8 protein-coding genes and 1 pseudogene are annotated in these 12,076 nt (G+C 69.6%); 4 read left to right on the top strand and 5 right to left on the bottom strand.

Features of this window, described 5'->3' with window-relative positions:
• Positions 1 to 27: 27 nt before the first annotated feature.
• Positions 28 to 282: pseudogene (locus ACFY1U_RS37990) on the bottom strand (transporter); the annotation flags it as partial.
• Between the two features lie 58 nt (positions 283 to 340).
• Between ACFY1U_RS37990 and ACFY1U_RS37985 the strand changes: the two are divergent.
• The gene (locus ACFY1U_RS37985) at positions 341 to 2,599 is read left to right on the top strand and encodes an ATP-dependent RecD-like DNA helicase (RefSeq protein ID WP_390698605.1); all 2,259 of its coding nucleotides are present in this window, start codon (positions 341 to 343) and stop codon (positions 2,597 to 2,599) included.
• A gap of 262 nt (positions 2,600 to 2,861) precedes the next feature.
• Positions 2,862 to 4,151: a citrate synthase gene (locus ACFY1U_RS37980; protein WP_390698604.1), complete on the top strand. Its 1,290-nt coding sequence runs from the start codon at positions 2,862 to 2,864 to the stop codon at positions 4,149 to 4,151.
• Positions 4,152 to 4,783: 632 nt separating this feature from the next.
• On the opposite strand, the gene ACFY1U_RS37975 is transcribed toward ACFY1U_RS37980, so the two are convergent.
• The 3 genes from ACFY1U_RS37975 to ACFY1U_RS37965 form a co-directional block, all read right to left on the bottom strand.
• Positions 4,784 to 7,033, bottom strand: coding sequence for a heavy metal translocating P-type ATPase (locus tag ACFY1U_RS37975; RefSeq protein ID WP_390698603.1), 2,250 nt, complete (start codon positions 7,031 to 7,033; stop codon positions 4,784 to 4,786).
• Positions 7,034 to 7,053: 20 nt separating this feature from the next.
• Complete coding sequence (locus ACFY1U_RS37970; RefSeq protein ID WP_390698602.1) at positions 7,054 to 7,293, bottom strand: heavy-metal-associated domain-containing protein; 240 nt, start codon at positions 7,291 to 7,293, stop codon at positions 7,054 to 7,056.
• Between the two features lie 106 nt (positions 7,294 to 7,399).
• Positions 7,400 to 8,071, bottom strand: a complete 672-nt coding sequence (locus ACFY1U_RS37965; RefSeq protein ID WP_390698601.1) for a TetR/AcrR family transcriptional regulator — start codon at positions 8,069 to 8,071, stop codon at positions 7,400 to 7,402.
• A gap of 131 nt (positions 8,072 to 8,202) precedes the next feature.
• Between ACFY1U_RS37965 and ACFY1U_RS37960 the strand changes: the two genes are divergently transcribed.
• Positions 8,203 to 10,476 carry an MMPL family transporter gene (locus tag ACFY1U_RS37960; protein WP_390698600.1) on the top strand — a complete coding sequence of 758 codons (2,274 nt, stop codon included), beginning with the start codon at positions 8,203 to 8,205 and terminating at the stop codon, positions 10,474 to 10,476.
• Positions 10,436 to 11,479: a zinc-dependent alcohol dehydrogenase family protein gene (locus tag ACFY1U_RS37955; protein WP_390698599.1), complete on the top strand. Its 1,044-nt coding sequence runs from the start codon at positions 10,436 to 10,438 to the stop codon at positions 11,477 to 11,479. The genes ACFY1U_RS37960 and ACFY1U_RS37955 overlap by 41 nt, the downstream gene beginning before the upstream one ends.
• Here the strand turns inward: ACFY1U_RS37955 and ACFY1U_RS37950 are convergent.
• The gene (locus tag ACFY1U_RS37950; protein ID WP_390698598.1) at positions 11,460 to 12,032 is read right to left on the bottom strand and encodes a GNAT family N-acetyltransferase; all 573 of its coding nucleotides are present in this window, start codon (positions 12,030 to 12,032) and stop codon (positions 11,460 to 11,462) included. The two genes, ACFY1U_RS37955 and ACFY1U_RS37950, sit on opposite strands and share 20 nt — an antisense overlap.
• Positions 12,033 to 12,076: the final 44 nt, after the last annotated feature.

The raw sequence follows: 12,076 nt of genomic DNA, 5'->3' as shown, positions 1-12,076 counted from the left end.
CTGAGAGATGACACCCAATTCCCCTTGTCAGCCGCCTCGCCAGCCTCTGAACCCGGCCACGTTCCCCTTCGTGACCACCTTCACCGGCACCATCACGGACTTCGTGACCTTCTTCCCCTCGGCGACCTTCAGTGCGTTCTGTACCGCGATTCTGCCGAGTTCCGTCGGCTGCTGGGTCACAGATGCATACAGAGTGACCGCTTTGACCGCGCTCAGATCGTCCGGGGTGCCGTCGAAGCGCTGAGAAACGTCGAGGCCCTTGGTGCGGTCCCAGTCGGCGGGTTACCAGGCGACGACCGGCGGCCCCGCCGCTGTCACACCTCACCGATACCGTCGGACCATGGCAAAAGAAGCGGGGAACCCGACGGACGAGCGGCGACTGGCCGAACTCGAGGGCGTCCTCGAGCGGATCACGTATGCCAACGAGGAGAACGGCTACACGGTCGCCCGTGTGGACACCGGCCGGGGCGGCGGTGACCTGCTCACGGTCGTCGGCGCCCTGCTCGGCGCCCAGGTCGGCGAATCCCTGCGCATGGAAGGCCGTTGGGGCTCCCACCCGCAGTACGGCAAGCAGTTCACGGTGGAGAACTACACGACGGTGCTCCCGGCCACCGTCCAGGGCATCCGCCGCTACCTCGGCTCGGGGCTGGTCAAGGGCATCGGCCCCGTCTTCGCCGACCGCATCACCCAGCACTTCGGCCTGGACACCCTGCAGATCATCGAGGAGGAGCCCAAGCGGCTCATCGAGGTCCCCGGCCTCGGCCCCAAGCGCACCAAGAAGATCGCCGAAGCCTGGGAGGAGCAGAAGGCGATCAAGGAGGTCATGCTCTTCCTCCAGACCGTCGAGGTGTCCACCTCCATCGCCGTGCGCATCTACAAGAAGTACGGCGACGCCTCGATCTCCGTCGTCAAGAACCAGCCGTACCGCCTCGCGGCCGACGTCTGGGGCATCGGCTTCCTCACCGCGGACAAGATCGCCCAGTCCGTCGGCATCCCGCACGACAGCCCGGAGCGCGTGAAGGCAGGCCTGCAGTACGCACTGTCACAGGCCACCGACCAGGGCAACTGCTACCTCCCCGAGGAGCAGTTGATCGCCGACGCGGTGAAGCTGCTGCAGGTCGACACGGGCCTGGTCATCGAGTGCCTCGCGGAGCTCGCCCAGCCGCCCGAGGACGGCGAGGACCCCGGGGTCGTACGGGAGAAGGTGCCAGGACCGGACGGCGGCGACCCGGTGACGGCCGTGTACCTCGTCCCCTTCCACCGCGCCGAACTCTCCCTCTCCGCCCAGCTGTTGCGCCTGCTGCGCACCGATGAGGACCGGATGCCCGGCTTCCACGACGTGGCCTGGGACAAGGCGCTGGCCTGGCTGAAGGACCGTACGGGCGCCGATCTCGCCCCCGAGCAGGAGGCCGCCGTCAAGCTGGCGCTGACCAAGAAGGTCGCCGTGCTGACCGGCGGCCCCGGCTGCGGCAAGTCCTTCACGGTCCGCTCGATCGTGGAGCTGGCCCGCGCCAAGAAGGCGAGGGTGGTCCTGGCCGCCCCCACGGGCCGCGCCGCCAAACGCCTGGCCGAGCTCACCGGGGCCGAGGCCTCCACCGTCCACCGTCTGCTGGAGCTGAAGCCCGGCGGCGACGCCGCGTACGACAAGGACCGCCCGCTCGACGCGGACCTGGTGGTCGTCGACGAGGCCTCCATGCTGGACCTGCTCCTCGCCAACAAACTGGTGAAGGCGGTCCCGCCGGGCGCCCACCTCCTCTTCGTGGGGGATGTCGACCAGCTGCCCAGCGTGGGCGCCGGCGAGGTGCTGCGGGACCTGCTCACCGACGGCAGCCCGATCCCCGCCGTGCGCCTCACGCGCGTGTTCCGCCAGGCCCAGCAGTCGGGCGTCGTGACGAACGCGCACCGGATCAACTCCGGGCACCACCCGGTCACCGAGGGCATGAAGGACTTCTTCCTCTTCGTCGAGGACGACACGGAGGAGGCGGGGCGGCTCACGGTGGATGTGGCCGCCCGTCGGATTCCGGCCAAGTTCGGGCTCGACCCGCGCCGGGACGTGCAGGTCCTCGCGCCCATGCACCGCGGCCCGGCCGGCGCCGGCACGCTCAACGGTCTGCTCCAGCAGGCCATCACCCCGGGCCGCCCCGATGTGCCGGAGAAGCGGTTCGGCGGCCGGGTCTTCCGGGTCGGCGACAAGGTCACCCAGATTCGCAACAATTACGAGAAGGGCAAGAACGGTGTCTTCAACGGCACCGTCGGCGTGGTCACCTCGCTCGACCCGGTCGACCAGCGCCTGACGGTACTGACGGACGAGGACGAGGAGGTCGCGTACGAGTTCGACGAACTGGACGAGCTGGCCCACGCGTACGCCGTCACCATTCACCGCTCCCAGGGGAGTGAATATCCCGCCGTGGTGATCCCGGTCACCACCGGAGCCTGGATGATGCTGCAGCGCAACCTGCTGTACACCGCGGTGACCCGGGCCAAGAAGCTGGTCGTGCTGGTCGGTTCGCGCAAGGCGATCGGCCAGGCGGTGCGCACGGTGTCGGCCGGGCGACGCTGCACGGCACTCGACTTCCGGCTCTCCCCGAGACCCCTGTGAGGGCTCCCTCGACCCCCGTGCGGCCCCGCCGAGTCGGGTTTGAGACAGGCATCACGAAAAATGATCGATCAAATGAGTCGTGAAGGTCACATAGCACTTCCGGATGGGGAATCAAGGGGGCAGGATGAGCAAGTTGACGGCACTCAGTGCCGTCAATAGGCCCGATGGTCGACCCCGAGTGCACTCTCCTGAGCCAATTGGGGGATGGTAGAGACAGTCAGGGCAACCTCGAAGATGAGGCACTACGTCGGTGAGGGAAGACGTGAGCGACAACTCTGTAGTACTGCGGTACGGCGACGGCGAGTACACCTACCCGGTGATCGACAGCACCGTCGGCGACAAGGGCTTCGACATCGGGAAGCTCCGCGCCCATACCGGTCTGGTGACGCTGGACAGCGGTTACGGGAACACCGCCGCCTATAAATCCGCCATCACCTACCTCGACGGCGAGGCGGGCATCCTCCGGTACCGCGGCTACCCGATCGAGCAGCTGGCGGAGCGCTCCACCTTCCTGGAGGTCGCCTACCTGCTGATCAACGGTGAGCTCCCGACCGTCGACGAGCTCTCCGTGTTCAAGAACGACATCACGCAGCACACCCTGCTGCACGAGGACGTCAAGAACTTCTACAAGGGCTTCCCGCGCGACGCCCACCCGATGGCCATGCTGTCCTCGGTCGTCTCGGCGCTGTCCACGTTCTACCAGGACAGCCACAACCCGTTCGACGAGAAGCAGCGCAACCTCTCGACGATCCGCCTGCTCGCCAAGCTTCCGACGATCGCGGCGTACGCGTACAAGAAGTCGATCGGCCACCCCTTCGTCTACCCGCGCAACGACCTCGGCTACGTCGAGAACTTCCTGCGCATGACCTTCTCGGTCCCGGCGCAGGAGTACGACCTCGACCCGGTCGTCGTCGCCGCCCTCGACAAGCTGCTGATCCTGCACGCGGACCACGAGCAGAACTGTTCGACGTCCACGGTCCGCCTGGTCGGCTCCTCGCAGGCGAACATGTTCGCGTCGATCTCGGCCGGCATCAACGCCCTGTGGGGCCCGCTGCACGGCGGCGCCAACCAGTCCGTCCTGGAGATGCTCGAGGGCATCCAGGCGGGCGGCGGCGACGTCGACTCCTTCATCCGCAAGGTGAAGAACAAGGAGGACGGCGTCCGCCTGATGGGCTTCGGCCACCGGGTGTACAAGTCCTTCGACCCGCGCGCGAAGATCATCAAGGCGGCGGCGCACGACGTCCTCTCGGCCCTCGGCAAGTCCGACGAGCTGCTGGACATCGCGCTCAAGCTGGAGGAGCACGCGCTCTCGGACGACTACTTCATCCAGCGCAACCTCTACCCGAACGTGGACTTCTACACGGGCCTGATCTACCGCGCCATGGGCTTCCCGACCGAGATGTTCACGGTCCTGTTCGCCCTCGGCCGCCTTCCGGGCTGGATCGCCCAGTGGCACGAGATGATCAAGGAGCCGGGCTCCCGCATCGGCCGCCCGCGCCAGATCTACACGGGCGTGGTGGAGCGGGACTTCGTCCCGGTCGAGGAGCGCTGACACCTGCCGGTGGGGGCGCCGTTCCCCGCGCCCCTTGGGCGGCTGCTGCCGGCCGAGGGGTAAGCACGCTCCCGGCAACTGAGACAAAAGCAGAAGGCGCCCTGGCGCCGGTCCCCCCACGGGCCGACGTCCAGGGCGCCTTCCCATGTCCCGGTGCGGATTCCCCCCACGGGATCCGGCCGGGCGTCTGTGAAGCCAGCGCCTGAATCGCTGTCGAGTGCGGCGAGCGTTGAGCAGAATGAGCAAAACTCGCCGTACTCATGGTTGTGCGGTCTGCCGGGACAACGCACGCTCGGGAGGGCCGCTCAAAGCACCCCGGTGTACGTGGCCCCGGCAACGCAACTCTGAGGAAGTCCCCCAAGACATCCTCAGATGCCAGGAAACGCCCCCCAAGACGCTGCCTGACATCGTCAACTTAGACCTTCGAACCCCTTCGATGGTTACGTTCACATCACTGTGATCTGCGTCTCTTGCATTTGTCCGTTAGATACGCAAGAGCCCCGATCCAGCGATCGGTGCCCAAGCGTAAGGATGATGCGCGAGCCTTGTGAAGAGCTTATGTGAGGCTGGCGCCGGACTCCAGAGGTGCTCTCACCTCGACTTCGACTAACCGCCGGTAACCTTGCCGCGGTTCAACGGAACGTCCGCAGCCGGAGGCTGTTCGTCACCACGAACACCGACGAGAAGGCCATCGCGGCCCCGGCGATCATCGGATTCAGCAGGCCGGCGGCGGCCAGCGGCAGCGCGGCCACGTTGTACCCGAAGGCCCACACCAGATTGCCCTTGATCGTGGCCAGGGTCCTGCGGGACAGCCGGATCGCGTCCGCGGCGACCCGCAGATCCCCGCGCACCAGCGTCAGATCGCCCGCCTCGATCGCCGCGTCCGTCCCGGTCCCCATCGCCAGGCCCAGATCGGCGGTGGCCAGCGCGGCCGCGTCGTTGACCCCGTCGCCGACCATGGCGACCGTACGCCCCTCGGCCTGCAGCCGCCGTACGGCCGCAACCTTGTCCTCGGGCAGGACCTCCGCGATCACCTGCTCGATCCCGACCTCGCGCGCCACCGCCTCGGCGACCGCCCGGTTGTCCCCGGTCAGCAGCACCGGCGTGAGCCCCAGGGCGCGCAGCTCGCGCACCGCCTGGGCGCTGGTCTCCTTGACCGCGTCGGCGACGGCGACGACACCGCGTGCCACCCCGTCCCAGCCGACCACGACGGCGGTACGTCCGTCGCTCTCGGCCTCGGCCTTGGCGCGGGCCAGTTCCTCGGGGAGCCCTTCGAAGAGCCGCCCCACGGCCACCTCACGGCCCTCCACGCGGCCGCGTACGCCCCGCCCGGGCACGTTCTCGAACTCCTCGACTGCAGGAAGCCGCCCGGCCCGCTCCTCGGCGCCCAGGGCGATCGCCCGGGCGACGGGATGCTCGGAGGCGTGCTCGACGGCTCCCGCGAGCCGCAGCACCTCCTTCGCGTCGGTGCCGGCGACGGCGTACACCTCGTGCAGGGCCATCCGGCCGGTGGTGACCGTTCCGGTCTTGTCGAGCACGACGGTGTCGACGCGGCGCGTGGACTCCAGGACCTCCGGGCCCTTGATCAGGATCCCGAGCTGGGCGCCACGCCCCGTGCCGACCAGCAGCGCGGTGGGGGTGGCCAGGCCCAGCGCGCACGGGCAGGCGATGATCAGGACCGCGACGGCCGCGGTGAACGCGGCCACGGTGTCGCCCGTGACGCCGAGCCACGTCCCGAACGTGCCGACGGCGATCAGCATCACGACCGGCACGAAGACCGCCGAGATCCGGTCGGCGAGCCGCTGCACCTCGGCCTTGCCGTTCTGCGCGTCCTCCACCAGCTTCGCCATCCGCGCCAGCTGGGTGTCGGCGCCGACCCGGGTGGCCTCGACGACCAGCCGCCCGCCGGCGTCGACCGTGCCCCCGGTGACGGCGTCGCCCACGCCCACGTCCACCGGTACCGACTCGCCGGTCAGCATCGAGGCGTCCACGGCGGACGCACCCTCGACGACGGTGCCGTCGGTCGCGATCTTCTCGCCGGGGCGTACGACGAAGCGATCCCCCACGGCCAGCTGGGACACGGGGATGCGCGTTTCGCGGCCGTCCCGCAGGACGGACACGTCCTTGGCGCCGAGCTCCAGCAGCGCCCTGAGCGCCGCGCCCGCGCGGCGCTTGGAGCGGGCCTCCAGATAGCGGCCGAGCAGGATGAAGGCGACGACGCCCGCGGCGACCTCGAGGTAGATCGTGGAGGCCCCGTCCATGCGCGAGACGGTGAACCTGAACTCGTCGTGCATGCCCGGCATGCCCGCGTCGCCGAAGAACAGCGCCCACAACGACCAGCCGAACGCGGCCAGGGTGCCGACCGAGACCAGTGTGTCCATGGTGGCGGCGCCGTGCCGGGCGTTCGTCCAGGCGGCGCGGTGGAACGGCAGCCCGCCCCAGACGACGACAGGAGCGGCGAGCGTGAGCGCCAGCCACTGCCAGTCGTCGAACTGCAGGGCCGGGATCATCGACAGCAGTACGACGGGTAGTGCGAGCAGGGCGGAGACGGTGAAGCGCTGCCGGTAGGAGGCCGGTTCCGGGTCCTCGGCGGCCCTCTCCCCGGCGGGCTCCGGCTGCGGCGGGGGCGGCTGTTCGGCCGTGTAGCCCGTCTTCACCACGGTGGCGATCAGGTCGGCAACCTGGATGCCCGCCGGGTAGGTGACCTTCGCCTTCTCCGTCGCGAAGTTCACCGTGGCGGTGACGCCGTCCATGCGGTTGAGCTTCTTCTCGACGCGGGCCGCGCAGGAGGCGCAGGTCATTCCGCCGATGAGCAGCTCGACCTCGGAGGCGTCCGCTGCCGTGCGTATCGATGCCGGTGTCTCGGTGGTGGTGCTGCTCATCGCGGGTTCCCCGGCTGCTGTCAGATCTGGCCGACGAGCTCGAAGCCCGCCTCGTCCACCGCGGCGCGCACGGCGGCCTCGTCGAGCGGAGCCGCGGAGACGACGGTGACCTCACCGGACGCGGCGACGGCCGTCACCGAGCTGACGCCAGGGAGCTCGAGGATCTCGCTGGAGACGGAACCCTCGCAGTGTCCGCAGCTCATGCCGCTCACCTTGTAGACGGCGGTGACGGTACCCGGGGTGTCGGTCTGGGCGGTCATGTCGTTCTCCTCGTCGAGGCGTGTGGGGCTGCGGGGACCCACGGGAGGCCCTCCACTTCTCACACTATACCCCTAGGGGGTACCCATCCAAGGAGGGGTGCGGCACTCAGGCGGTGCGAGTCGTGGCGGTGTCCGGGGCCTCCCGGGTGCCCAGCCGGTCGCCGACCAGAGGCTCCAGGTAGCGGATCAGTACGTTCTTGATCTCCCGGGTGTACGCGTCGCGCTCGGCGCCCTCGTGGGCGAGCACCAGCTCCAGGCCCGCCTTGTACATGCCGAGGCAGACATGCGCGGTGCGGGTGACGTCGGCCGGGGGTGCGTCCGGCAGCAGTGAGGACAGCAGGGCCTCGATCCGGGAGACCAGGGTCGCGTGCAGGGCGTCGTGTTCCTCGGCGATACGCCCCGGGATGTCGGGGCCGTGCATCAGCGCGAAGAACACCGGGTGGTCGCAGTTGAAGGCGATGAACCGGTCCACGGCGGCACCGACCGCCTCCTCCAGCGGGGTCGCCGGGTCGACCGGCGCGAGCGCCTCGCCGTACGTCTCCCGCATCTCGTGCATCAGCCGGTCACCCAGCTCGATCGCGATCGCTTCCTTGTTCGGGAAGAACTGGTACAGCGTGCCCGGCGAGACGCCGGCCTCGCGGGCGATGGCGTTGGTGCTGGCGGCCGTGTAGCCGGTGGTGCAGAAGACCGAGGCGGCGGCCGCCAGGAGCTGGGCGATACGGCGCTCGCCGCGTGCCTGGCGGCGGCGCGGCTGTTCCTTCTGTGAGTTCTCGGGCACGCGTTATCCCCAGTTCTCCGAACGCGATTGACAAACACGAGCGGTCGCTCGCATTCTGGATCCAGTTGAAACGCGAGCGCTCTCTCGTGTTTGCCAGTTTATGGTTTCCACGGTGAAGGGGACACCGCACGATGACCGAAGTCAACAAACCACCGCGCCCCGGGGGCTGGACCCGCTTCGTGACCGCCCGCCCGCGACTGTCGCTGTTGGTGGCCCTGGTCATCACCGCGCTCGCCGTGCTGGCGGGCAGCGGGGTCGCCGACCGCCTGGGCAGCGGCGGCTGGGAGGACCCGGCCGCCCAGTCGACGTATGCGACCAAGGCGCTGGAGCGCGAGTTCCCGGACTCCCAGCCCAACCTGCTGCTGCTCGTCGACGCGGGCCGCTCCTCGGTGGACGATCCCGCCGTCGCCGCCCAGGCCCGGCGCCTCACCGCGCGCCTGGCCGGTGAGAAGGGCGTCATAGGCGTCGGCTCGTACTGGCAGTCCGCATCGCCCGCCCTCCGGGCCAAGGACGGCCACGAGGCGCTGATCGCCGCGCACATCACAGGCGACGAGAAGGCGATGGGCGACACCCTGGACCGCATCGCGCCCCACTACCGCGGCACACACGGCGCGGTGCAGGTGAAGGTCGGCGGCCTCGTCGCCGTGCGGCACGAGATGCAGACGATCATCAAGGAGGACCTGACCCGTGCCGAGATGATCGCCCTGCCGGTGACGCTCGTGCTGCTGGTGATGGTCTTCGGGTCGGCGATCGCCGCCCTGCTGCCGCTGGGCATCGGCATCGTCGCGATCCTCGGCACGAACGCGGTGCTGCGCGGCCTGACCGAGTTCACCGACGTCTCGGTCTTCGCGATGAACCTCACCACGGCCCTGGGCCTCGGCCTGGCCATCGACTACGCACTGTTCATCGTCCGCCGCTTCCGTGAAGAACTGTCCACAGGCGCCGACCCGTTGACGGCGGTGGGCACCACCCTGCGCACAGCCGGCCGCACCGTCCTCTTCTCCTCCCTCACGGTCGCGGTCTCCCTCGCGGCGATGCTGCTCTTCCCGCAGTACTTCCTGCGGTCCTTCGCATACGCCGGCATAGCGGTCGTCCTGCTGGCCGCCGCGGCCGCGCTGATCCTGCTCCCGGCAGCCCTGGTGCTGCTCGGACACCGGGTCAACTCCCTGGATCTGCGCCGCCTGTTCCGGCGCGGAAGGGCGCCGAAGGCCTCCGGAGAGGAAGGCACGGCCTGGGCGCGCATGGCGACCCTCGTGATGCGCCGGGCCCCGCTCTTCGCCGTGGCGACCACCACGGTCCTGATCGTCCTCGGACTGCCCTTCCTGGGCGTGAAGTTCGGCACCGCGGACGACCGTCAGCTCCCGTCGACGGCTGAGTCCCACGTGGTGCAGCAGCACATCCGCGACGGCTTCCCGGGCAGCCCCGGCGGCGGCCTGGAGGTGCTCGCCGAGGGCCGTTCGACCCCCGCCCAGTACACCGCGTACAAGGACCGGATAGCGGATCTGCCCGGCGTGCTGAGGGTCGACGGCCCGCTGGTGAAGGGGCAGTCGGCGTACTTCACCGTGCTGCCGAAGGGGGAGGCCGTGGACGACGCGGCCCAACGCCTGGTGGGTGACCTGCGCGCCACCCAAGCTCCCTTCGACACCAAGGTGACCGGCACGGCGGCCGTCCTGGTCGACTCCAAGCACGCGATAGCCGAGCGCCTGCCCTGGGCGGCCGCCTTCATCGCGATCGTCACCCTGCTCCTGGTCTTCCTGCTGACCGGCAGCGTGCTGATACCGGTCCAGGCGGTGGTGCTCAACGCGCTCAGCCTGACCGCCATGTTCGGCGCGGTGGTCTGGGTCTTCCAGGACGGCCACCTGTCCGGCCTGCTCGGCTTCACCAGCCCCGGCTCCATAGAGACCACCCTGCCGGTCCTGATGTTCTGCGTCGCCTTCGGCCTCTCCATGGACTACGGCGTCTTCCTGCTCTCCCGCATCAAGGAGGAGTACGACAGAACGGGCGACCACAACGAGGCGGTCCGCCACGGCCTGCAGCGCACGGGCGGCCTGATCACAGCGGCGGCCGTGATCCTGGCGGTGGTGATGGTCGCCATCGGCACCTCCCGGGTCACCAACACCAAGATGCTCGGCCTGGGCATCGCCCTGGCGGTACTGATGGACGCGATGATCGTACGGAGCCTGTTGGTGCCGGCGGTGATGAGACTGACGGGCAGGGCGACTTGGTGGGCACCGGGGCCGTTGCGGAGGTTCCACGAACGGTTCGGCCTGTCCGAGGGTGAGGATGAGCGCCCCGATAGGGGCGCGGGGAACGGCGCGACCAGCCACGATGTACCCGCAGACGAAAATGGTGATGGGAGCGCACATGCGGGCAGTGGTGTTCGAGCAGTACCAGGAGCCCGCTGAGGTACGAGAGGTGCCGGATCCTCAGCCGGCGGACCACGGAGTGGTCGTCCGCGTCGAGGCCACCGGCCTGTGCCGAAGCGACTGGCACGGCTGGCAGGGGCACGACCCGGACATCACCCTGCCGCATGTACCGGGCCACGAACTGGCCGGTGTCGTCGAGGCAGTCGGCGACAGAGTGACCGCCTGGCACCCAGGTGACCGAGTCACCGTCCCCTTCGTCTGCGCCTGCGGCAGCTGCCCGGCATGCGCGGCCGGCGACCAGCAGGTCTGCGAACGCCAGACCCAGCCGGGCTTCACCCACTGGGGCTCCTTCGCGCAGTACGTCGCGCTGGACCACGCCGACGTGAACCTCGTCGCCGTACCCCAGGAGCTGTCCTTCGCCACAGCAGCAGCGCTGGGCTGCCGGTTCGCCACGGCGTTCCGCGCGGTCGTACAGCAGGGCCGGGTGGCTGCGGGGGAGTGGGTCGCGGTGCACGGCTGCGGGGGTGTGGGTCTGTCCGCGGTGATGATCGCGGCGGCATCGGGGGCGCGGGTGATCGCGGTGGACGTATCGCCTCAGGCCCTGGACCTGGCGCGGAAGTTCGGCGCGACGGAGTGTGTGGACGCGACGCGGACACCGGACACCGCCGCGGCGATCCGCGAGCTGACCGGCGGCGGCGCCCAGCTGTCCCTCGACGCCCTCGGCTCACCCGCCACCTGCGCCGCCTCGGTGAACGGCCTGCGCCGCCGCGGACGCCACGTCCAGGTGGGCCTGCTCCCGTCGCCCAGCGGCACGACCCCCGTCCCGATGGCCCGAGCGATCGCCCTGGAGCTCGAACTCCTCGGCAGCCACGGCATGGCGGCGCACACCTACCCGCCGATGCTGGAGCTGGTCAGAGCGGGAGTGCTCCGCCCGGACCTGCTGGTCACGTCCACGATCACCCTGGACGCGACCCCCGACGCGCTGGCGGCGATGGGGACGGCGCCGGGAGCGGGGGTGACGGTCATCGAGCCGTGGAGCTGAACGAGCGGGCGGCCCACTCCCGGTCGAGGATCGACATGATCACCTCGTCCGCCCACTCCCCGTCCCGCAGCTGCACCTCCCGCCGCACACCCTCGACGACGAACCCGACCTTCTCGTAGACGCGCAGGGCGCGCCGGTTGTGGCCGTAGGCCTCCAACTGGATCCGGTGGAGGCCGAGTTGCTCGAAGCCGTATCCGACGATGAGCCGGGTGGCCTCGGTGCCGATGCCGCGGCCACGCCCCCGCGGCCCGATGAGTGTCCGGAACGTGCAGCCGCGCGCCGCCGGATCCCAGTCGTACAGGACGACCTCGCCGAGAAGTTCGCCGCTGTCCGGGTCGGTGACGGCGAGGTCGAGCCGGTCGAGGACGGTGGCCCGGGAGCCGTACCAGGCCCGCAGTCGCTCCGGGCCGAGCTCGGTCGACGGCTCATGGGTGAAGCGGATGACCTCGGGGTCCCCGATGATCTCCCGCATCACCTCTGCGTCGGCCGCGGTGAAGGGCCGCAGGACGGTCTTCTCGCCGGTCAGTACGGGTTTCACGGAGAAGTCGCTCATGAGACGACTGTGCCCCACTGGTCAGATAGGGCACAGGTCCTTTT

The organism is Streptomyces sp. NPDC001351, assembly GCF_042896045.1.
Classification (GTDB): Bacteria; Actinomycetota; Actinomycetes; order Streptomycetales; family Streptomycetaceae; genus Streptomyces.
The sequence above is the reverse complement of the archived record's forward strand: the minus strand, read 5'-3'. Positions and strand labels throughout refer to the sequence as shown.

Bases quoted from the DNA above. Each gene is read 5' to 3' on its own strand.
- ACFY1U_RS37960 (WP_390698600.1), top strand. From the start codon at position 8,203: ATGACCGAAGTCAACAAACCACCGCGCCCCGGGGGCTGGACCCGCTTC.
- ACFY1U_RS37950 (WP_390698598.1), bottom strand. From the start codon at position 12,032: ATGAGCGACTTCTCCGTGAAACCCGTACTGACCGGCGAGAAGACCGTC.
- ACFY1U_RS37955 (WP_390698599.1), top strand. From the start codon at position 10,436: ATGCGGGCAGTGGTGTTCGAGCAGTACCAGGAGCCCGCTGAGGTACGA.
- ACFY1U_RS37970 (WP_390698602.1), bottom strand. From the start codon at position 7,293: ATGACCGCCCAGACCGACACCCCGGGTACCGTCACCGCCGTCTACAAG.
- ACFY1U_RS37985 (WP_390698605.1), top strand. From the start codon at position 341: ATGGCAAAAGAAGCGGGGAACCCGACGGACGAGCGGCGACTGGCCGAA.
- ACFY1U_RS37975 (WP_390698603.1), bottom strand. From the start codon at position 7,033: ATGAGCAGCACCACCACCGAGACACCGGCATCGATACGCACGGCAGCG.